Source organism: Roseovarius sp. B-10 (assembly GCF_056859295.1).
The window spans coordinates 1-21,376 of the sequence record NZ_JBSXOE010000041.1 but is presented as its reverse complement, the minus strand read 5'-3'; the positions used below and the strand labels follow the sequence as shown (position 1 = coordinate 21,376).

The 21,376-nt window shown below is 61.1% G+C and carries 23 protein-coding genes; 11 read left to right on the top strand and 12 right to left on the bottom strand.

From position 1 onward, the window contains the following. Nucleotides 1-28: 28 nt before the first annotated feature. The 7 genes from ccmI to AC13D8_RS17590 all read right to left on the bottom strand — a co-directional run bounded on the left by ccmI (nucleotide 29) and on the right by AC13D8_RS17590 (nucleotide 6,806). On the bottom strand, nucleotides 29-1,186 hold the full coding sequence (ccmI, locus tag AC13D8_RS17620) for a c-type cytochrome biogenesis protein CcmI (protein ID WP_482969920.1): 1,158 nt from the start codon (nucleotides 1,184-1,186) through the stop codon (nucleotides 29-31). After that, a complete protein-coding gene (locus AC13D8_RS17615; RefSeq protein ID WP_482969919.1) occupies nucleotides 1,186-1,632 on the bottom strand; it encodes a cytochrome c-type biogenesis protein in 447 nt (148 codons plus the stop codon). Before AC13D8_RS17615 ends, ccmI begins: the two co-directional genes overlap by 1 nt. 26 nt (nucleotides 1,633-1,658) lie before the next feature. Beyond that, the gene (locus AC13D8_RS17610; RefSeq protein ID WP_482969918.1) at nucleotides 1,659-2,222 is read right to left on the bottom strand and encodes a DsbE family thiol:disulfide interchange protein; all 564 of its coding nucleotides are present in this window, start codon (nucleotides 2,220-2,222) and stop codon (nucleotides 1,659-1,661) included. Between the two features lie 6 nt (nucleotides 2,223-2,228). Beyond that, complete coding sequence (locus AC13D8_RS17605) at nucleotides 2,229-4,229, bottom strand: heme lyase CcmF/NrfE family subunit (protein ID WP_482969917.1); 2,001 nt, start codon at nucleotides 4,227-4,229, stop codon at nucleotides 2,229-2,231. 128 nt (nucleotides 4,230-4,357) lie between these two features. After that, nucleotides 4,358-4,678, bottom strand: coding sequence for an SHOCT domain-containing protein (locus AC13D8_RS17600; RefSeq protein ID WP_482969916.1), 321 nt, complete (start codon nucleotides 4,676-4,678; stop codon nucleotides 4,358-4,360). Continuing rightward, on the bottom strand, nucleotides 4,675-6,084 hold the full coding sequence (locus tag AC13D8_RS17595) for an ATP-binding protein (RefSeq protein ID WP_482969915.1): 1,410 nt from the start codon (nucleotides 6,082-6,084) through the stop codon (nucleotides 4,675-4,677). The genes AC13D8_RS17600 and AC13D8_RS17595 overlap by 4 nt, the downstream gene beginning before the upstream one ends. Then, on the bottom strand, nucleotides 6,084-6,806 hold the full coding sequence (locus tag AC13D8_RS17590; protein WP_482969914.1) for a response regulator: 723 nt from the start codon (nucleotides 6,804-6,806) through the stop codon (nucleotides 6,084-6,086). Before AC13D8_RS17590 ends, AC13D8_RS17595 begins: the two co-directional genes overlap by 1 nt. Nucleotides 6,807-6,977: 171 nt before the next feature. Between AC13D8_RS17590 and AC13D8_RS17585 the strand changes: the two genes are divergently transcribed. From AC13D8_RS17585 to AC13D8_RS17565, 5 genes are all read left to right on the top strand, one after another. Next, on the top strand, nucleotides 6,978-7,592 hold the full coding sequence (locus AC13D8_RS17585) for an EF-hand domain-containing protein (RefSeq protein WP_482969913.1): 615 nt from the start codon (nucleotides 6,978-6,980) through the stop codon (nucleotides 7,590-7,592). 140 nt (nucleotides 7,593-7,732) lie between these two features. Next, nucleotides 7,733-8,119, top strand: a complete 387-nt coding sequence (locus tag AC13D8_RS17580; RefSeq protein WP_482969912.1) for a DUF302 domain-containing protein — start codon at nucleotides 7,733-7,735, stop codon at nucleotides 8,117-8,119. Between the two features lie 373 nt (nucleotides 8,120-8,492). Then, a complete protein-coding gene (locus tag AC13D8_RS17575) occupies nucleotides 8,493-9,179 on the top strand; it encodes a TVP38/TMEM64 family protein (protein ID WP_482969911.1) in 687 nt (228 codons plus the stop codon). A 96-nt stretch (nucleotides 9,180-9,275) separates the two neighbouring features. Further along, complete coding sequence (gene lgt / locus AC13D8_RS17570; protein ID WP_482969910.1) at nucleotides 9,276-10,199, top strand: prolipoprotein diacylglyceryl transferase; 924 nt, start codon at nucleotides 9,276-9,278, stop codon at nucleotides 10,197-10,199. Nucleotides 10,200-10,230: 31 nt separating this feature from the next. Beyond that, the gene (locus AC13D8_RS17565; protein ID WP_482969909.1) at nucleotides 10,231-10,905 is read left to right on the top strand and encodes an RNA polymerase sigma factor; all 675 of its coding nucleotides are present in this window, start codon (nucleotides 10,231-10,233) and stop codon (nucleotides 10,903-10,905) included. On the opposite strand, the gene AC13D8_RS17560 is transcribed toward AC13D8_RS17565, so the two are convergent. Further along, complete coding sequence (locus AC13D8_RS17560; protein ID WP_482969908.1) at nucleotides 10,851-11,537, bottom strand: DUF6629 family protein; 687 nt, start codon at nucleotides 11,535-11,537, stop codon at nucleotides 10,851-10,853. The two genes, AC13D8_RS17565 and AC13D8_RS17560, sit on opposite strands and share 55 nt — an antisense overlap. A 454-nt stretch (nucleotides 11,538-11,991) precedes the next feature. Here AC13D8_RS17560 and AC13D8_RS17555 point away from each other — a divergent pair, with 454 nt between their 5' ends. From AC13D8_RS17555 to AC13D8_RS17535, 5 genes are read left to right on the top strand one after another with little or no spacing between them, the layout of a single operon-like run. Further along, the gene (locus AC13D8_RS17555; protein WP_482969907.1) at nucleotides 11,992-13,440 is read left to right on the top strand and encodes a YfcC family protein; all 1,449 of its coding nucleotides are present in this window, start codon (nucleotides 11,992-11,994) and stop codon (nucleotides 13,438-13,440) included. Between the two features lie 24 nt (nucleotides 13,441-13,464). Then, entirely contained in the window at nucleotides 13,465-14,694 is a 1,230-nt protein-coding gene (locus AC13D8_RS17550) for an arginine deiminase (RefSeq protein ID WP_482969906.1), read from the top strand. Nucleotides 14,695-14,718: 24 nt separating this feature from the next. After that, nucleotides 14,719-15,720: an ornithine carbamoyltransferase gene (gene argF, locus AC13D8_RS17545; RefSeq protein WP_482969905.1), complete on the top strand. Its 1,002-nt coding sequence runs from the start codon at nucleotides 14,719-14,721 to the stop codon at nucleotides 15,718-15,720. A 3-nt stretch (nucleotides 15,721-15,723) separates the two neighbouring features. Next, on the top strand, nucleotides 15,724-16,635 hold the full coding sequence (gene arcC / locus AC13D8_RS17540) for a carbamate kinase (protein ID WP_482969904.1): 912 nt from the start codon (nucleotides 15,724-15,726) through the stop codon (nucleotides 16,633-16,635). Between the two features lie 18 nt (nucleotides 16,636-16,653). Further along, nucleotides 16,654-17,424 carry an SDR family NAD(P)-dependent oxidoreductase gene (locus tag AC13D8_RS17535; RefSeq protein WP_446238531.1) on the top strand — a complete coding sequence of 257 codons (771 nt, stop codon included), beginning with the start codon at nucleotides 16,654-16,656 and terminating at the stop codon, nucleotides 17,422-17,424. Nucleotides 17,425-17,469: 45 nt separating this feature from the next. On the opposite strand, the gene AC13D8_RS17530 is transcribed toward AC13D8_RS17535, so the two are convergent. From AC13D8_RS17530 to AC13D8_RS17515, 4 genes are all read right to left on the bottom strand, one after another. Then, a complete protein-coding gene (locus AC13D8_RS17530; protein ID WP_482969903.1) occupies nucleotides 17,470-18,513 on the bottom strand; it encodes a type II glyceraldehyde-3-phosphate dehydrogenase in 1,044 nt (347 codons plus the stop codon). Then, on the bottom strand, nucleotides 18,510-18,941 hold the full coding sequence (locus AC13D8_RS17525) for a class I SAM-dependent methyltransferase (protein ID WP_482969902.1): 432 nt from the start codon (nucleotides 18,939-18,941) through the stop codon (nucleotides 18,510-18,512). Before AC13D8_RS17525 ends, AC13D8_RS17530 begins: the two co-directional genes overlap by 4 nt. Continuing rightward, nucleotides 18,901-19,851, bottom strand: a complete 951-nt coding sequence (locus AC13D8_RS17520) for a class I SAM-dependent methyltransferase (RefSeq protein ID WP_482969901.1) — start codon at nucleotides 19,849-19,851, stop codon at nucleotides 18,901-18,903. The genes AC13D8_RS17525 and AC13D8_RS17520 overlap by 41 nt, the downstream gene beginning before the upstream one ends. A 240-nt stretch (nucleotides 19,852-20,091) precedes the next feature. After that, complete coding sequence (locus AC13D8_RS17515) at nucleotides 20,092-20,760, bottom strand: RNA polymerase sigma factor (protein ID WP_482969900.1); 669 nt, start codon at nucleotides 20,758-20,760, stop codon at nucleotides 20,092-20,094. Between the two features lie 238 nt (nucleotides 20,761-20,998). Here AC13D8_RS17515 and AC13D8_RS17510 point away from each other — a divergent pair. Continuing rightward, on the top strand, nucleotides 20,999-21,376 hold a 378-nt coding region (locus tag AC13D8_RS17510; RefSeq protein ID WP_482969899.1), incomplete at its 3' end, for a DMT family transporter.

Below are 21,376 nucleotides of genomic sequence, written 5' to 3'. Positions count from 1 at the left end.
GTCGTCTTTTCACATTTCTTTCCTCCTCCTAGTCCGAATATTCCGACAACACGTCCCGGATCGCAACCCTTCGCGGGTCATCGCTGGCCAGGTTCGAAGCGAGCTTCTCTGCCGACAGGAATGCCTCGCGGGCCTTGTCCATCTCGCCCAGCACGCGATACGCATTTCCAAGGCGCAGCCACCCGTCCAGATCATCCGGGTCTTCGGCCAGACGATCAGCCAGCCGACCCACCATCGACCGGATGAATTCGGCCCTGTCGGCTTCGCGCATCTCGGATGCTGCCGCGACATCATCCTGGGTCGGTCCGGATGTGCCTCCAGCCAAGGGGGTGAATGCGTCAAAGTTCACCGGCTCGCGTCCGATCGCCTCACCGATCCGGTTGGCCTGCGCGATGAATACTTCCATCCAGGGCGCCGGACCGGCGGCCTGTTCCAAGCGAGAAACCAGCAAGTCGTGCGCCTCCTCACTGTCTCCGGCCTGATCGAGCGCGATAGCCTCGTAGTAGGCGGCTGCGGGGTTTGACGGGTCCATTTCCCGCGCACGTCTGATGGCATTGCGCGCCTGCAGGGTCACAATACCATCCTCGGCCGAGATAAGCGCTTCGGCATATTGCGACAGCATCGCCGACGATGCGTCGTCACGTTCGATCACGGTTTCCATGGCCGAGGCGGCGGCGGCATATCTGCCCATGCGCATGTAGGTCTGCCCGAGCAGCATCCAGCCTTCCGTCGGGCCACCTTCGGGATCGCTTTCAAGGCGTTCCAGCAATCGTCCGGTCAATTCGGCAATTTGCGCCTGTTCCGCCCGTTCATCTTGCCGATCGGCGAAGGGCACGGCAGGAACTTCGGGCGAACCGAGCTGTGTATAGAGAAGCCCCGCCACCAGAGGAACAACAAGGGCTGATACCCACAACGCAGCATGCCCTCCTGCGTCGGTGCGCTGCCGTGCAGAGTGCCCGCGACCGAGCTTCAGCAGCCGCCGCTTGATCTCGATCTTGGCGGCCTCGGCCTCGTCATTCGAAATCAAACCGCGTTCGGCATCCCTGTCGACCTCCTGCAACTGGTCGGCAAGGACAGCAACCGCACCCGCCTGCCGGTCGGTCCTGACGGCGTCGGACCTCAGCAATGGATAGAGCAGCATGGAGACAGCAGACACAGAGAGGACCGCAAAAAAGACCCAAAGCATCAGGATTTGTCCCCCTTTTCGGTGGCCAGAATTTCCGCGACCATCCTTTCGTCTTCGTCACTCAGCTTTGCCGCGACTAACCGCTTCCGATTGTTTCGCAAAACGACGATTGCAGTGCCCGCACCAAACAGGAAAAGAACCGCCGGAGCCAGCCAGAGCGCGTAGGTTCCCGGTTTGAACGGCGGCTTCAAGAGGACGAAGTCGCCATAACGCGCCCGAACGAACTCGATGACCTCGGCATCGGTATCGCCCGCCACAAGCCGCTCGCGGACGAGCAGCCGCAGATCGCGCGCAACCCCGGCGTTCGAGCTGTCGATGTCCTGGTTCTGACAGACGACGCAGCGCAAATCCTTTGATATTTCACGCGCCCGCGCCTCCAATCCAGGGTCGTCCAGGATCTCGTCGGGTTCGACGGCGTGGGCGGTGAAGGGCAGGGCGGCCAACATAATCGCCGCTGCCAGACTTATCCACTTCATGGATTGCCTCCCTTCCACGTCCTGGCCTGTGCCAATGCCGTGGCGAATTTCTCCTCGGCCTCGGCCCCCACAACCGGGCCGACATAGCGGTAGAGAACCGTTCCATCGCCCGCGACGATGAAAGTCTCGGGCACACCCGATATACCCCATTCGATGCCGGCACGACCGTTCAGGTCCGAGCCGATCCGCTCGTAGGGGTTTCCGAGGTTTTCCAGCCAGGCGCGCGCGTCTTCCGGCTTGTCCTTGTAGTTGATGCCAAAGAGCCGGACACCGTCGCGTTCGACCATGCGGGTCAGAACGGCGTGCTCGGCGCGACACGGCACACACCAGGAGGCAAAGACGTTGACCAACACCGGTTCAGCGCTTCCTGTCAGATCCCGACGCGACAGGCCCGGAACGTCGACCCCCTCGATGGCCGGCAAGTCGAAGTCCGGTGCCGACTGCGTAATCAGGACCGACGGGATCGCGTTCGGATCGCGATCTGGATTCAGCCCCCAAAGGAAGAATGCCCCGAATACGAGGGCGATCAGAATGGGAAGGGCCGCGACTGCGCGTTTCATGTCGTCTTACTCCGCCGGTGTTGCAACGGGTTCGCTCCGCGACGCCCGACGCGGGGCACCGACGCGCAGGCGCCTGTCGGAGAGGGACAGGCCGCCCCCGAGAAACAGCATCGCAGCGCCGATCCAGATGAGATTCACGAGTGGCTCGTAGAGGATGCGAAGCGTCCATGCGCCTTGGTCGGCGGCTGTCTCGGAAGACGGTTCGGCCAAGGACGCATAGAGATCGCCCGCAAGCGTGGACCTTATTGCCGACTCGGTTGTCGTGCTTTGCGCAACAGGGTACGAGCGCCGTTCGGGGTAAAGCGTTGTTACGAATTCACCCTCCCGGCTGATCGTCAGCGCCCCCCGATCGGCAATGTAGTTGGGTCCGCGCACGCGTTCGACACCATCGAAGCGCGCATCAAAACCCGCGATCTTGATGACGGAGCCCGGTTGCACGAATACGATCTCCTCCGATTTCCAGGCGCTGGAGCCGATAAAGCCCAGCATCGCAATCGCCAGTCCCGCGTGAGCCAGCGTCATCCCATGGGCGGCTCGGGGCAGATTTCTCGCACGTCGCATCGCTTCGAGCAGAGGCACGTCGAGAAGCCTGATCCGAACGAACCATTCGCGCAACGAGGCAATGAGCAGCCACACGGCGATCGCGACTGATAGGTAAGCGAGGACGGGTCCGCCTCGCGCGACGTACCAAGTTGCAAGTCCGGCCAGTCCTGCGAGCACCGCGACGAAACGAAGGCGTTGAAACACGCCCTTCAGATCGGCGCGCTTCCACGACAGGAACGGCCCGATGCCCATCATCACAACCAACGGAAGCATCATCGGGATGAAGGTCGCGTTGAAAAACGGCGATCCGACCGAGACCTTGTCGCCAGAGAGTGCCTCCATGAACAGCGGATAGAGCGTTCCGAACAACACGGTTCCGGTTGCCGTTGCCAGAAGCAGATTATTGATGAGCAATCCGGCCTCGCGGCTAACGGGCGTAAACAGGCCTCCGCCATCCATCGCCGGTGCGCGCCAAGCATATAGCGTGAGCGAGCCTCCAATCGAGACCCCGAGCAGCCCGAGGATGTAGAGGCCCCGTTCCGGGTCGACGGCGAAGGCATGAACGGATGTCAGAAGACCCGACCGCACGATGAAGGTGCCCAGAAGGGAGAGCGAAAAGGTGAGGATCGCCAAAAGTATCGTCCAGCTCTTGAAGGCATCGCGCTTCTCGATGACGATCGCCGAATGCAGAAGCGCCGTGCCGAGAAGCCAGGGCATGAAACTTACGTTCTCGACGGGATCCCAGAACCACCAGCCGCCCCAGCCCAGTTCATAGTAAGCCCACCACGACCCGAGCGCGATCCCGGCCGTCAGGCTCATCCACGCCGCCAGTGTCCATGGCCGGACCCACCGCGCCCATGCGGCGTCGATCCGCCCCTCGATCAGCGCGGCCACGGCAAAGGAGAACACGATCGAAAAGCCGACATATCCAAAATAGAGCAGCGGCGGATGCATCGCGAGGCCGACATCCTGCAAGAGCGGGTTGAGATCGTTACCGTCGAAAGGCGGCGGAAACACCCGCTCGAACGGGTTGGATGTCAGCAACAGAAACGACAGGAAGCCGGTGCTGATCCAGGCCTGAACTGACAAAGTTCGGGCTTTCAGTGCATCCGGTATGTTGGACCCGAAGAGCGCGACACCTGCGCCGAAGGCCGCCAGGATCAGCACCCAGAGCAGAAGGGAACCCTCATGGCTGCCCCAGGTGCCCGCGATCTTGTAGAGCATCGGTTTGAGCGAATGCGAGTTCTCGACAACGTTCGCCACAGTGAAATCACTGACCACGAAGGCGTGCATCAACGCCGCGAAGGCGATGCCTATGAAAACTAGTTGCGTGATCGATGAACTCCGCGCGCTACGCATCCACAGAGCATTCCCGCGGGCAGCACCGAGCATGGGGAGCACGCTCTGAACCAATGCGGTGCCGAGCGCGAGGGCGAGGGCAAATTGTCCGATTTCGGGTATCATCGGGGTTTCCTAGTCATTAGGCAGTCACCTTGAGAGGCAGTCACCTTGAGCGGGTGCAGCCTTCCCAACCGGGAAGGTCAATAGTTGATGCTCACAATTCGGTGGGGATCGGAACACCAGCCTCGACGTCACAACCCGAGCTTCGCCTTGCGACGCTCGTACTCCTCGTCGTCGATTTCCCCTTTGGCATAGCGTTCGCGCAGAATCTCGGCCGCGTCCGATTTGCTGGCTAAACCCGATCCGGCGGCAAAGCCGCGGACGGCAAAGACGATCAATGCGATGATCGCCCCCCAAAATACCAGCATCATCAAACCGCCAGCCATGCCGAACCCACCTCCCCACATCATGTGACCGAAACCCTCGCCCCAACCATCCGACGGAGCAGCAAACGCGGACCCGGCGGACAAGACCAGGGCTGACGGGGTGGCAACGGAGATACCTATTTTCATGACATGTTCCTTTCTTCCTGTTCTGTTTCTGTTTCGAGCGGCAGCGTGACGGTCACAAGCAGACCGCCTTCGATGCGGTTCGACAAAGTTACTTCGCCGCCGTGGGCTCTGATAATTGTTCGTGCGATCGACAGGCCAAGGCCGGTACCGCCGGTTTCGCGCGAGCGGGATTTTTCGAGCCGGAAAAACGGCTCGAACACCTGCTCGAGTTCAGCTTCAGGGATCCCGGGACCGTTGTCGGCAACGTGTATCTGGACATGTTCGGCGTCATGCCGGATGGTGACCTCGGCCCCTCCGCCGTAGCGCTGCGCGTTATCGATGATATTGCGCAGGGCGCGACGTACCGATTGCGGGCGCAGCCGTACCCACAAGCTGTCGATTGCATCCAGGGTGAAGCCGTCTATCATGTCGGTCCGCAGCTGCTTCAGGTAGGCGCTCAGTTCCACCGTCTCGTAGGCTTCGGCGCTGGCCATGCCCCGCGCGAAGGCGAGCGTGGCATCGACCATCTCCTGCATTTCCTCGACCGAGGCGACCAAGCTTTCGCGTGTTTCGTCCTCCTCGACCATCTCGGCCCGTACCCGCATGGCGGTCAGCGGAGAGCGTAGGTCATGACCCAATGCCGCAAGAAGCCGCGTTCGGTCTGCGACGAAACGTGTCAGCCTCGCCTGCATCCGATTGAATGCCCGCGTGAGGCCGCGCACCTCGCTGGGGCCGATCAGCGGCAACGGATCCACGGTTTCGCCTCGCCCGAGCCTGTCGGCTGCGCGCGAAACGCGCAGAAGCGGACCCGTCAGGCGGGTCAGCAGAAACCAGAAAGCCGTGACCAGTATGATTGCCGCCGTGATGCCGAAACCGACGAATGACGCCCAAGGCCATTGCAATGGCGGCCGTTCGAACCGTGTTCCGACATTCAGCCACTGTCCGTTCGCGACGGCGATCGACAGCTGCATTTCGATCGCGGACAGCTCGCCCCGCATCATAGCGAGATGCATTTCGGCCATCTCCGGCGCGAGATGTGGCATCGGCGGAATGCCGTGCTCGACCTCATGCAATTCCACGCGGATTTCTCGGTCTTTCGCACCACCCAGTAATCCGCGAACGCGCGCCTCCACTGCGCCGCCGTCGGTATGGCTCTCATGGTCTACGGCGGGAATGTCCGAAAGATCGAAACGCACCAAAGGGGAATTTGCCGCTCTCAGGATCGCCTGCTGCAAGGACTGCGGCGCCTCTTCTAACAACAGCGCGACGTTCGCGGCCCGACCTGCCGCCTCGAAGCCCAGAGCCGCGCGCACGGCGAGACCGCGCTCGTCCACGAACAGCCACAGGCTGATCGTCTGGGCTACCGCAAGCGCCGCGATGATCAGCAGGACCAGCTGTCCCCGAAGACTGTCGATGGCGCGCGGCATCAGCTCAACTCGCGGACATCGGCAGCCAGGCAATAACCGCCGCCGCGCACGGTCGTGACGATGCGGGGGCGCGAAGCATCAAGCTCGATCTTTCGGCGCAGCCGGCTTATCTGGTTGTCTATGGTTCGGTCAAAGACTGACGCTGCCCGACCTGCCGTCAGATCGAGCAGCTGATCGCGGCTCAGGACAAAACGAGGACGCTCCAGCAGGACGGTCAGAAGCTTGAATTCCGCGCTGGTCAGATCGATTTGCGCACCGTCCTCGTTCGACAGTACCCGACTGTCCGTGTCCAGGATCCAATGGGCAAACGCGATGCGTCTGCCCGAAAGTTTACCTGCGTAGGGCTCGGCTTTCGTCGAACGGCGCAGAATGGCTTTGATCCGTGCGACCAGTTCGCGCGGGTTGAAGGGTTTCGCCAGATAGTCATCCGCACCAATTTCGAGGCCAACGATCCGATCAGTTTCCTCTCCGAGCGCAGTCAACATCAGAATCGGAACGGTTCCGGTAGCGGACAGCCGCCGGCACACGGACAGACCGTCTTCTCCCGGCATCATGACGTCGAGAACGATCAGGTCGAATTGGCCGTTCGCGAGCTTCGCATCCATTTCGACCGCATCGCGCGCCGAGGTCGCACGCATCCCGTTCTTCTCGAGATAACGGGTCACGGCATCGCGGATTTCGCGGTGGTCATCGACAACAAGAATGTGCGGCGGTTCGCTCATAACCCTTCCTTTAGACGAATGCGGGGTGCTTTCCCGAAGAGATTTGTCACGAAATGTAACAGGCACCGCGGTTGTGACCCGCCGATACAAAACACCGATGTGCCCGGCATTCCGTCGCGACAATCACCTGCCATATGTTGCCTATCGCAACACTGACACGAGGTGACCTGAATGAAACGCAATACTTTCTTCGCTGCAATGACCCTGACTGCGACCGTCCTTGGCGGTGCCGCTTTCGCGGATTCCAATCACGGACACGGCGGGCAACCCGGCGCCAAGCCCGGACCCGGCATGATGCAGGGCAGTGGCCCCGGCATGATGGGAATGATGGGGGGCATGGATGGAATGATGGACATGATGCAGCGCATGCACGGTAACATGATGGGCGGCAGCATCAGGGGCGCCATGGGTCCGATGGGTGGCATGGGTCCGATGGGCGGGGGCATGATGCAGATGTTCGACGCAGACGGCGATGGCACGGTCACGCCCGAAGAGATGCGTTCGCGGCTGCAGGCCAAGCTCGCCGAATACGACAACGACGGCGACGGCTCCCTCTCGATTGCCGAGTTCGAAACCCTTCACAGCGCGATGATCCGCGAGATGATGGTGGATCGCTTCCAGCACCTCGATGCGGACGGAGATGGTTCGGTGACGGCGGAAGAGATGACGGCACCCGCCGAGATGATGGAACGGATCCAGATGATGCGGTCGAACATGGCACAGCCTCCGGTTCAGCCCGGCAATGGCCAGGGCATGGGCGACAGAACCATGATGAACGACAATTGAGCGGTCCGGCGCCGGCTCTGGCTGGCGCCGATTTCCAAAACGACTGACCCGCGAAACATCCGGACGCCAACGCCAGACCGCATTTGGATTTGGCACGTCCAGACAATGACCACCACGAATCCAAAAGGGGGAAGATCGAAATGGCTTATACCTATGATCGCGTTTTGAAAGATGTCGCCATAGACGCCGCCGAATTGCTTGTTCGTGACGCACTGGCTGAAAAAGGCTTCAGTGTACTGACCGAGATTGACCTGAAAGCGACGATGAAAAAGAAGCTGGGCGCGGAGATGCCGCCCTTTCGCATCCTAGGCGCCTGCAATCCGGGCATGGCCCGCAAGGCCATCGAGATCGAGCCGCGCATCGGCGCGATGCTGCCCTGTAACGTCATCCTGCGCCAATTAGACGCAGACACCGAAATCAGTGCCATTGACCCAGTGGCGTCGATGCAAGCGGTAGAAAACGCTGACCTGGATGCGGTCGCAGGCCAAGTCCGCGACTTTCTTCGGGCGGCTCTGGACGCAGTCTGATTTTCCTCGAGATACTCTTGACCTTCCAGTTAGTGGAATCGGCATATTTAGTTTTCAAGAGGAACCCGAGCAACCAGGATCGAGGCAATTCGCAAATGTCGGGCGAGCACATTCAAGATCGACAAGCCAACGAGATAGTTGGCCCATTCGGCTTTGCGGCCGGGGTGTTTCTGGTTTTGCTGCCCGTTTTTAGGGTTGTTCTGGCATCCGCTCGCCTTGCCAGCAGGGCTCGCGGCGCATGCGATGTAGGCCTTCTTGCACCACAATGGCCTCCACGGCGCGTGGGTACCGCGATTGTATTTCCCGTTCTGTGTCGTGTTCGAGCTTCTGACAGCGGCGTACCTGTTCGTCCCTCACCTGACATGACGCGCAGATGAACCGCGACCTGGCCATCACACCTGCCGTCAAGGCGACCGTTGCAGTCGGCTTCGCGGCTGTCCTGCTCGCCCTTGTCTTTGGCCCCCTGTCAGAGGCCCTCACCCGCCTAAATGGCGACAGAATATCTGGATGGGTCGCGGCTGCTGGCATCTGGGGACCAGTTGTCATCATTGGGCTGATGACGGCCGCGATCATAGCCACGCCAATCCCAAGCGCGCCCATTGCGTTGGCCGCGGGCGCGGCATACGGCCACACACTCGGAACGGTCTACATCGTCCTCGGCGCCGAACTCGGCGCTCTTGCAGCCTTCGGGCTCGCCCGGTTCTTGGGTCGAGACGCGCTACGGCGGTGGTTCGGCGACAAGGTGGATACCGGCTGGCTCGGCTCTCAAGACGCGCTGACGTTCACGGTATTTATTAGTCGCCTGTTGCCATTCGTATCATTTGACATCGTTAGCTATGCCGCAGGGCTAAGCCGACTGCATTTCTGGCGTTTCGGACTGGCCACCCTGGCCGGGATCATTCCCGCTAGTTTTGTGCTCGCGCATTTCGGCAACAAAGTCGTCAGCGGAGACACCTCCCGTGCTGTTTGGGCTGCAATCGGACTGGGCGCACTAACCTTGACCCCGCTTGTGGTCATCGGCGTCAGAGATTGGCAGAGACGTGGATTGCGCCATGACTGATCGCGACGCAGTTCATCGGCAGACGCCGCCGCCATTCAACGAGCACCATGGACATTTCAACTTTCAGTTCCAACGCAAGAAACGGGGACCCCGCCCATGTTGACCGAAGCGATACCATTTCCGGATATCGGAACCGACCTGTTCTCGATCGAGATCGGGAGTTTCACATTCGCGCTGCGTTGGTATGCGCTTGCCTATATCGTCGGCATCCTCATCGGATGGCGCATCTGCTTAGGGGCTGTCCGTCGCCCGGCACTCTGGCCCCAGGCCGGGCCGCCACTTGATCGCCAGCAGATTGAGAACCTTCTGACATGGATCATCCTGGGCGTGATCGTTGGCGGACGCTTGGGCTTCGTGCTATTTTATCAGCCCGACTACTACCTGGCCAACCCTCTGGAAATCCTCAAGGTATGGCAGGGCGGCATGTCGTTCCACGGCGGTTTTTCGGGTGTCGCTGTTGCAACGCTGGTGTTCTCTCTTCGGCAGAACACATCCCTGCTCAGCACCGCCGACTTGCTTGCGCTGGCAACTCCACCGGGGCTGTTTCTGGGGCGGCTGGCGAATTTCACCAACAACGAGCTTTGGGGGCGGCCAACTGATGTTCCATGGGCGGTGATCTTTCCGGGCGAGGCGGCGCAGGCCTGTGAAGGCATCACTGGGCTCTGCGCCCGCCATCCCTCGCAGCTGTACGAGGCGCTTCTGGAAGGGCTTCTGCTGGGGACGCTCCTGCTCCACCTCGCCTGGCGCCGCGGCTGGCTGAGGATGCCGGGCGCCCTGACAGGCGTGTTCCTGACTGGCTACGGCCTCGGCCGGAGCTTCGTGGAGCTGTTCCGGCAGCCGGACATGCAGTTCGCGACCGCCGAAAATCCGATCGGACATGCACTTCATTTCGGTGACTGGGGGCTAACGATGGGTCAGCTGCTGTCCGCGCCGATGATTCTGGCCGGACTGGCTTTGGTTTTGTACTCGTTCAGACGCTCCGGAAGCCCAGGCAACCAGAGGCAAAATACCGTCGCGTGATCCGGAGGGAACTCGATTAGGAGGAATTCGAATGAGCAACAACGTAGAAGCACAGAACTATGAAACATTGACCGAGACCGCACTGATCGAGGGCCGACGAGCTTTTCTTGGCTTCCTCGCGAAACGGCTGGGCAACCGGGCCGATGCCGAGGATGTGTTGCAAGAGTTCTGCTTACGGGTGCTGGCGCGGAAGGATCAGTTGCGCAACGTTGAGCGGATGGATGCTTGGCTATATGCAGTCCTGCGGTCCGCGCTGAACGACCACTACCGCAAGAGGATCCGGCGAACTCGACTGGCCGGCGCCGTGACGCGCGAACCCGAAGAATGGGTCGCCGATGCGCCGACACAGATGGCGCGGCCGTGCACATGCCCTAGCAGGCTGCTCACCGAGCTTCGTTCCGTTGACGCCATGTTGATCCGGCGCATTGATTTCTGTGAAGAGGACCGGGGAATCGTGGCCGCCGATATGGGGTTGAACCGCAACGCCCTTGGCGTACGGCTGCACCGGGCGCGCGCTGCTCTGCGCGAGGCGATCCAACACTACTGTGGCGCCTGCTGCCTGGACGATCCCGATGATTGCTACTGCTCTACCTCGCGACGAAGTGATCCCACACGTCTGTCAAACTGCACCGATGTAAGTATGCGACGGGATCAGGCGAACAGTTCAGGGCATTCCCGGGCGCATTTGTTGGTAAGGATGATGTAAACCAGATGCAGCGTTGCGAGTCCCGCCAACAGACAGAAGAATGATATGTAGGCAAATTGCAGGAAAGCAATGTCAATCACTACGACCGCCGCAAGCGTCAGGGCGAAATGGCGCACGTGTTTGTAGCGCGACAGCGTAGGCGGAAGAATGATGAGGGCGACATAGATCGTGTTGGTCAACCAGCGCGGCATCATGAAATCAAGCCACATGGATTTTTCATAGGCCAGCGATTGATTGTTGATCTCAACCACGACCATGCTGCTGTTGAGCCCGTGCGGGATATAGAGCAACAACCCGAATCCCAGCCCGATCACAGCCAAGATGAGGAACAGCCTCTTGCGGGAACTCTCACGCGGCTCGAGCACGTAGACCGAGAACGGCACCCAAATCGGCCACATAAACCAAGTGAAAAAGATAAACCCCATTGCCCCCCACAAGACCGTCAGCGGATCATTTCCATTCATGCCGACCCAGACAAACCCCTCCATGAATTGCTGAAGGCCGGCGAAAAGCGGCATCAAGGCAAGCGGCAGATAGCGTTTGTTACGCCGCCATGCCTCGATTGAAATCGCGGTGCCACCGCCAACAAGGAAAACACTGGCGGCAAAGCTGACCTGGGCGGATAAGCACATGGAATTCACTCCGATCAGAATTTTTGGGACGGCCCAAAGCCTAAACCTAAGGCACACACTCGACGTTGAAAAGCATTCGGTTCATGACGGAAGCCCTCTCCTGCTCCGCTGGCCAACCCATCAGAATACCGACGAGCGCAAACTCAGCTTAATCGCGGTGACTTCAGTGAGCGCACGACCACAGCGGAGACCTCACACATCTAGGTCCGTCGGAACAGCAGCAAGTTCCTAGAACCATGCGGAGCAGCAGACTTCGTAAACGGCCGGCAAGGCATACGGGCTCCTCGAGTAAGCGGAGATGAGGAATGCGCCCGTCGCTTGTTTCCCAATCAGAGCCGTCCAGAAAAAACTGTAAGGTTTGATGCCTGACAGCGTCTGTCAACATAATGGTCGTTCACGATCACAAGGAAGAGAGACATCCACAGAAATCTCATTGAAAGAGGGAGTAACACAGATGTCCGACACATCATCGACCAAGACGCCGAACGGGCAGGGCAGGGCGGCCCGGTTTCCCACTGCCTATTCCATCCTGTTCGTGCTGATCATCATAGTCGCGGCCCTGACCTGGATCATACCGGCGGGCCAATACGATCGCGCAATGAGCGAGGAGGTCGGCCGCGAGATCGCCGTGCCGGGAACCTATCAGACGGTCGAACCGAACCCGCAGGGTTTCGTCGATGTGATGCTGGCGCCGGTCGCAGGGTTCTACGATCCGGACAGCTATGCCGCCAATGCCATCGACGTGGCGCTCTTCGTCCTGCTTCTGGGCGGCTTCTTGGGCGTGGTGAATGCCACGAATGCGATCAATACGGGTATTCAAACAGCGATGGTTCGCCTGAAGGGACGGGAAATTTGGATGATCCCGATCCTGATGTCGCTCTTTGCCTTGGGCGGCACCACCTACGGCATGGCCGAAGAGACGCTGGCCTTCTATGCGCTTCTGATCCCGGTGGTGATCGCGGCCGGCTACGATTCCGTGACCGGCGTGGCGATCATCCTGATCGGTGCCGGGATCGGAACCCTGGGATCGACGATCAACCCCTTCGCCACGGTGATCGCTTCGAACGCAGCGGGCATCCCCTTCACAGATGGTATGGCGCTGCGGCTAGTCATCCTGTTGGGCGGCCTCGCGATCTGCATCGCGTATGTGATGCGCTACGCATCGAGGGTCAAGGCAGACCCAACCCGGTCCGTCGTTGCCGCACAACGCGACAGCGACCGGCAGTTTTTCCTGAACGAGACGGATGCGGAATTTGACGAGCCGAAGCTGAGCGGCACTCAGAAGCTGGTTCTGATTCTGTTTTTTGTGACCTTCGCCGTGATGATCTGGGGCGTTTCGAGCCAGGGATGGTGGATGGCCCGGATGGGCGCACTGTTCTTCGGCATGGCCATCGTCGTCGGGCTGGTCGCGCGGATGGGCGAAAAGAAGCTGACGTCGTCCTTTGTGGATGGTGCCAAGGATCTGCTGGGGGTCGCGCTGGTGATCGGTCTGGCGCGTGGCATCGTCGTGATCATGGAACAGGGCCTGATCGCCGATACGATCCTGAACAGTGCGGCCGATACCCTCGGCGGACTGCCGGAGATTGCGTTCATCAACCTCATGCTCTGGATCGAGATCGGGATGAGCTTTCTGGTGCCGTCCTCGTCCGGCCTTGCCGTCCTGTCAATGCCGATCCTCGCGCCCCTGGGGGATTTCGCAGGCGTCGGTCGCGACCTTGTGGTTACGGCCTATCAATCGGCCAGCGGGCTGGTGAACCTGATCACGCCCACCTCTGCGGTTGTGATCGGCGGTCTGGCCATAGGGCGCGTGTCGTTCGACCGCTGGGTCGTCTTCGTCTGGCCCTTGTTGCTGATCCTCGTCGTCTTCATCTCGGCCGGGATCAGCCTGGCCGCCGTTCTCTGATCGAAACAAAAGGAGGCATCCAAGATGTCTGAACCGAAACTGGGCGTTCATTCCGAAACCGGCAAGCTGCGTCAGGTGATCGTATCGCGACCCGGCCTGGCGCATCGCCGCCTGACGCCGGACAACCGCGAGGATCTGCTGTTCGACGACGTGTTCTGGGTCAAACAGGCGATCAAGGATCACGCCATCTTTGCCGATATCATGCGCGCCGAACGGGTCGAGGTTCTGGACGCCATGGCGCTGCTGGGCGAAACGCTCGACCTGTCGGACGCACGCGCCTGGGTTCTCGACCACCGCATCACCCGCAATGACGTCGGCGTGGGGATGCGGGACGAGCTACGTGCCTGGATGGAGTCTCTCTCCGGTGCCGATCTTGCGAGATTTCTTGTCGGCGGTATCAGGGTGGACGATCTGCCCTTCACGCCTTCCGGCATGTTCGGCAGCTACCTTGGCCTGCATGGTTTCGTGCTGCCGCCGCTGCCGAATTTCATCTTTACCCGCGACAATTCGGCCTGGGTCTATGGCGGCGTCAGCCTGAACCCGATGCATTTCGCGGCGCGGCGGCCCGAAACCCTGCTGATGGCCGCCGTCTACCGGTTCCACCCGACATTCGCGGGTCAGGCGCGGGTCTGGTTCGGCGATCCGACGCGCGAGTTCGGGACGGCCACGCTGGAAGGCGGCGACATCATGCCGATCGGGCACGGCGTCGTCATGGTCGGCATGGGCGAACGATCGACCCCACAGGCGGTGGGCCAACTGGCCGAAGCGCTGTTCGAGGGTGGCGACGTGCACCGTCTGATCGCCTGCCAGATGCCGCGGTCGCGCGAGGCGATGCATCTGGACACCGTTTTCACCCATTGCGGCGGCGATGTCGTGACCACGTTCAAGGAAGTAGCGGATGCCATCACCTGCTACGATTTGCGCCCCGGCGCGGGCAAAGCGGCGCTCGATATCCGCCGCGATGCCCGCCACCTGTTCGAGATCACGGCCGAGATCCTCGGCCACAAGAAACTACATCTAGTGCCCACCGGCGGTTCCGATGCCGCCGAGCAATCGCGCGAACAGTGGAATGACGGCAACAACGTGCTGGCGCTGCGCCCCGGCGTCGTCATCGGCTACGACCGCAACGACGACACCAACGCCGCCCTCAAGGAGGCCGGGATCGAGGTGCTGGCCATCCCCGGTGCCGAACTGGGCCGGGGCAGGGGCGGCAGCCACTGCATGAGCTGCCCGACGATCCGCGACGCAATCTGAACCACCCGACGACAAGGAAATCCCATGTCCTACAACCTGAGAAACCGCCATTTCCTGGCATTGCGCGACTTCACGCCACAAGAAATCGGCTTCTTGCTGAAACTCTCGGCCGATCTGAAGACGGCGAAATACGCAGGCACCGAAGTGCCGCGCTTGGCCGGCAAGGAAATTGCGCTCATCTTCGAGAAGGACAGCACCCGCACCCGCGTCGGTTTTGAGGTGGCGGCGCACGATCAGGGCGCGCATGTCACCTATCTTGGCCCCTCGGGGTCGCATCTGGGCAAGAAGGAAACCGTGAAGGACACCGCCCGCGTGCTGGGCCGGGTCTATGACGCGATCGAATATCGCGGTTTCGGTCATCCCATTGTCGAAACGCTGGCGCAATACGCGGGCGTGCCGGTCTATAACGGGCTGACGGACGAGTTTCACCCGACCCAGATCCTTGCCGATTTCCTGACCATGCAGGAACATTCCGACAAGCCGCTGTGCGAGATCGCCTATTGCTTCATGGGCGATGCGGGCAACAACATGGGTGACAGCCTGCTGATCGGCGGGGCCAAGATGGGCATGGATGTGCGCTTGTGTGCGCCTGAAAACCTCTGGCCCGAGAAGGCGATCCGTGACGAGGCTCAGGCGATCGCGGACGAAACAGGCGCGCGAATGATGATCACCGCGGATATCGACGCAGCCGTCAAAGGGGTGGATTTCATCTACTCCGACGTGTGGTTGTCGATGGGCGAATCCAAGGACAAGTGGGAAGAGCGCATCCGTTTGCTTCTGCCCTATCAAGTCAATGCCGACGTGATGGCAAAGACCGGCAGTCCACGCACGAAGTTCATGCATTGCCTTCCGGCGTTTCACAATGCTGACACTGGGACCGGGGCGGAGATTGCCGAGCATTTCGATATCACGGCGATGGAGGTGACCGAGGACATATTCGAAAGCCCGGCCTCCATCGTCTTTGACCAGGCCGAGAACCGACTGCACACCATCAAGGCGGTGCTCGTCGCGACGCTGGGCAACTAGCCCATGCTGGTCGTTGCAGCCCTTGGGGGAAATGCGCTGTTGCAGCGCGGCGAACCTTTGACGGCAGAGAACCAGCGCGCGAACGTCGCCACCGCGGCCGCCGCGCTGGTGCGGATCATCGAGGTCGGCCACCGACTGGTTGTCACCCACGGCAATGGACCACAAATCGGCCTGCTCGCCTTGCAGGGTGCCGCCTACAAACCCGACGAGTTGTTCCCGCTGGATGTTCTTGGCGCTGAAACCGATGGCATGATCGGCTACATGATCGAGCAGGAGCTTGAGAACGCCCTGGGCCATGACCGCCCGGTCGCGACACTGCTGACCCAGGTCGAGGTTGACCCCAAGGACCCGGCCTTCGCCAGCCCCAGCAAATTCATCGGCCCGGTTTATGACAAGGCGGAGGCTGAACGGCTGGCTGAGGCGCGGGGGTGGAGCATCGCCGCGGATGGGTCGCACTGGCGGCGGGTCGTTCCCTCGCCCATGCCGATGGACATTCCGGACTTGCGGGTGCTCCAGCTCCTGCTTGAGCAGGACGTGACCCTGATCTGCGCAGGCGGCGGCGGCATTCCGGTCGTCCGGCGTGCCGACGGTTCGCTGATCGGGGTCCAGGCGGTGATCGACAAGGATCACGCGACAGCACTTCTGGCCCACAAGCTGAACGCCGACGCCCTGCTGTTGCTGACGGACGTCGAGGCCGTGTTCCGCGATTTCGGGACCGAAACGCAATCGGCTATTAAGCAGGTGTCGCCGGAGGACGCAGTGCGCCTGGACCTGCCGGACGGGTCGATGGCACCGAAGGTGGCAGCCGCCGCGAGCTTCGTCTCGGGGCGCGACCGTTTCGCCTGCGTGGGTCGGCTGGAGGATGCGCTTGCCATGCTTGAGGGCCGCGCAGGGACGATGATCGCAAACAACTGAAACCAAGGAGGACGATCCATGAAACGTCTGAAAGATGAAATCGCCCTGATCACCGGGGGCGCGGCGGGTATCGGTCTGGAAACCGCGCGTCTCTTCCTGAGCGAAGGGGCTAGGCTCGCGCTTGTGGACCTCGACGATGACGACCTGTCGGATGCTGCGCGGGATCTGGGCAGTCCGGACGACCTGCTGACAATCGCAGCCGACGTCTCCTCGGTCGAGGATTGCAAAAGATACGTCGCGCAGACCGTCGAGACGTTCGGCCGCATCGACGTGTTCTTCAACAATGCCGGGATCGAGGGCAAGGTCGCGCCGCTGGTCGACCAGGAGATCGAGGATTTCGACCGGGTAATGGCGGTCAATGTGCGCGGCGCGTTCCTTGGGTTGCAGCATGTCCTGCCGGTGATGATGGGGCAGAAATCCGGCAGCGTCATCAACATGTCGTCGATTGCGGGCCTCAAGGGCAGCCTGAATGTCGCGCCCTATATCACCTCGAAACATGCCGTTGTCGGTTTGACCCGCGCCGCCGCGATAGAGGCCGCAGGCCACAACGTGCGCGTCAACTCCGTGCATCCCTCGCCGGTCAACACGCGGATGATGCGGTCGCTGGAGGACGGGTTCAATCCCGGCCACGGCGACGAGGTGAAGCAACAGCTTGCCGAAACGATCCCGCTGGGTCGATACGGCGAAAGCCTCGATATCGCCAATCTGGTCCTGTTCCTCGCCACCGACGAGTCCGCCTTCATCACCGGAGCGCAATATCCCGTCGATGGCGGCATGGCGGCGGGCTGATCGGTTCTTTGCCCATATGGGGTTGGCACCCACCGCCGGGAGCCGTCAGGTCGTCGTGAATGCCCCGACCCCAATTGCTGCGTTCGTGCGCGCAATCGACGCCGAACCGTCGTGCTCGGCTCCGGTCAGGGCGCGGATCGCGTCGATGGTTTCGGGGATCACGATGGCCTGGTTGTCGACCATGTAGGCATAGAACAGCTCGTCGCCCTCGACCTTCAGCATGTCTTCCCACAGGGCCACCTCGTAGAGGCTGTCGTTCGGGCGTCCGAAATCGGCCATCATTTCCTTGACCGCGTTGAGCGCGCCCAGCCCGTCCGACATCTTGATCAACGCGATGCGGGAGGAGGCGCGGAACGCTTCCAGCACCTCGTCCCTGGAGGCCATGCGCGGCATCCTTACCGACCAATAGTGCAGATGGGCAAGCGTCTGCGGCACCTTCACGGCCATCGTGATCACGTCGAGATCGGGATCGACGCTTTGTGCATCCGGGCCCTGATGACTGGGAATCTCGGGTTCGGGGACAAGCGTGTTCATGATGCCGCCCAGATGGCTTTCCCACGGGTCGGTGGCGCGGCGCAGGAGCGTTCCGCGCGCTGAGCCAAGGAGCCCTGCAACTTTCAGCGTTGTGAGGGTGCGGACGATCGAGGTCGTGTTGCAGGACACCACCCGGGTGCTGTCGCGGCCAATCGCGCTTGTATAGTTCGCTTCGGCGACGAAGGAATGGCCTGTCACCTCGTGCTTCTCGCCGCCATGGACGATGAACCGGATACCCTTTTCGCGATAGGTCTCGACATTGCGCGCGGCGACTTTTTTCGGTGTGCAGTCCACAACGATATCGGCAGAGCCGAGCAGGTCGTCGAGCCCTCGGGTCACTTCGAAACCGGCCGCGCGCATGGCCGGGGCGCCATCCGGATCGGCCGCGTAAAGCGCGAAGCCCTTCGAGGTCGCCATCCGGGCGCGCCAATCGGCGGTGACATCCGCCACGCCGGCCAGTTCCATGTCCTCTTGTAGGGCAACCGCGTCCGCCACCCGTTTGCCGATCACGCCGTATCCGTTCACGGCCACTCTGATCTGCTGTTCGTCTGTCATGATGCTCTCCCAGCGATTGTATCGGAGGATGTATTCTCGGCTATCAGACTTGCCTCGGTTTCGGCGATATAGCCCCGGGTCAGCGGAACGGTGTCACGGCGCTTGGCAAGCTGGATCTGGAAGACCATCAAGCGGCCATTCCGGAACGCCATTTCGCAGGCAGCCAGGTAGAACTCCCACATGCGGCAGAACCGTTCGTCGTAGAGCCTTCGCGCCGTCTCGCGCTCGACGGCGAAGCGTTCGGACCAGTGGCGCAGTGTTTCGGCGTAGTGCAACCGCAGGATCTCGACATCCGTGACCCAAATCCCCGACCGTTCCGCAGCAGCGATGGATTCGGACAGAGTTGGCAGATAGCCACCGGGGAAGATGTATTTCCGGATCCACGGATCACTGCCGCCTTTGGGCGCCTTCGTGCTGATCGCGTGCAACAGGCCCACGCCATCGGGTTTCAGAAGCCACTGGAGCGTGCCGAAAAAATGCGTCGAACCCGCTGCGGCCTACATGTTCGAACATGCCAACCGACACAACGCGGTCGTACTGGCCCCTCTCTTCGCAGTAATCGCGCTGCTCAAACGAGACCCGACCGGACAGGCCCGATTGCGCGGCACGGTCGCGGGCGGCGGCGATCTGTTCGGTCGAGAGGCTGAGGCCGGTGACGCGGGCGCCGTGTTGCCGTGCAAGTTCCATCGCCAGTCCGCCCCAGCCCGAGCCGATATCGAGGACCTCGAGCCCGGGCCGCAGCAGCAATTTTGCCGTTATATGCCGTTTCTTGAGCGTCTGGGCCTCATCCAGGGTCTCCGTCCCGGTCGGAAAATAAGCACAGGAATATTGCCGGTCCGCATCGAGAGAAAGGTCATAGAGTTCGGTCGAGATGTCATAGTGATGTGCCACGTTCGCGTGGGACCGGCTGATCGGATTGTGATGCAGCCTCCGGTTCCGAAACGCATCCAGGCAGCGGTTCAACCGTCTGCCGGGCAATGCGTCGACGGCATCCATCTCCGTCATGCAGATCGACAGCAGGTCGCGCAAACTGCCTGCCTCGATGCGCAGCGTGCCGTCCATGTAAGCCTCGCCAAGCGCCAAGCTGGGGTTCGCAAGCAGTTGCGCAGGCAGCCCCCTGTCGGTCAAGCGGATGGACACGCAAGGGTCGCCGCCGGGGCCGAAACGCCAGGCCTCGCCAAGGGGATCGAAAACGGTGAGGCGTCCGGTGCGAACGAGGCTGCCAAGCGATTTCGCGAGCAACCACATGCCCGCCCGTGCCGGCGCGAGACGTCCGCGTCCAATTCGGCTCCCTTCTTGTTCGAAGCCTTCGTCGGTAGAGGTTTCGCTATTGGACATGCTCGCTTGCTCCATCTCGCTTGTCTTCCAAAGGCGGCATCAACTGCCGCTGTCAGGTGAAACAGACGAAGGACGATAATAATCATTACAGAGCGACGGCCTGCCGGAGCGGCGGATAGCGACGAATGATGGGCGTGGGCTGGTAAAAACCCTTGCAAGACTGATCGGCGTGTCCTCGCTGACGGACCCCGATCCGTGAATTGCGGGCGCGCCCGTGAGAGATGGCCAGCGCATCGGGGCTCAGTCCGTCGTTTTGGCTCCCGCGTCGTCCTTAAGCGCCTGAAACCGCGCGCGGGCCTTTTCCGCTGCGTCGCAATCGCAATCGAGAAAGCCATGAACCGGGCAGGTCAGGCACATCTGTTCCAATCTTGTCTTGAGCGCCTGCCGACCCCGATGAAGTCGGACCGTGAGGTTGTTCAAGGTGATGCCGAGGTCTTTGGCGACAGCCTCGCGCGGCTGCTCCTGAAGATCGACGCGCCAGATTACTTCGGCATATTCCGGTCTGAGCGTCGGCAACAGCTTGTATAGACAATTGCATATCGCCTCGTCGAGTTCTTCGTCGAACCCGTCTTGGACGCTGTCCAAGTCGGTTGGGGCCATCACCATCTCCCTCTGACGCTGGCGCGCTACGTTGCGACCGTAATCCGCGAATGACGACGCCAGGATCTGACCGAGCCAGCCGCGAACGGCGCGCACATCGCGAAGTTGCTCGAAGCGGTCCATGGCCCGCAGCATGAACGTTTGCAGGACATCCTCAGCGGCTTCTGCATCACCCAGCCGCCGACGCAGGAAATTCAGGATATGCTGACGACCTTCCACCAGCGAGCGACGGACAGCGATGTCGGCATCCTTGGCGGCTGTGTCGCGCTGATCTGCTATGGACAACCGATCTTTCGGGTCGTGATTCATGATACACCTCTGAAGAGCAAGACGCCGAAACATCGGAAACGTTACACTTTCCGGGTACTTGGGTTGACCTGAGTGTTTGTGGTTTTTCTGTCGGGGATGCAGGGAGCACGGTCTTTTGGAACCAGGGCCAGGATGCGTAAGGTTCCGGCGGTCGCAGCGTCTTCCTGTTTCGCCCCTGAGTTGGCACATCGGAAAATTTCTGAAATTCCTGCCACTTCTGATCCAAAAAGGAAATTCGATGTCGCCGACTGTCATAACCAAGATCGTTCTGGCCATGCTCCTGTGGGCGGCGTGCTTTCCGCTGATCACGGCAGGGCTACAATACGCGCCGCATATGACCTTTGCGACGATGCGGGCAGTTCTGGCCGGAGCAGCTTTGGTGGGTTTGGCCATGATCTTGCGCAGACCATTTCCGCGCGGCTGGCGCACATGGGTGACACTGGGTGTCGTCGGCCTTGGTGCGACCAGTCTGGGATTTCTGGGCATGTTTCATGCGGCGGAATTCGTGTCTCCCGGCCTCGCCACCGTCATCGCCAACACGCAGCCCCTGCTTGCGGCGATGCTTGGCGTCGCATGGCTTGGCGAGCGCCTGCCGAGGATCGGCTGGATCGGCCTG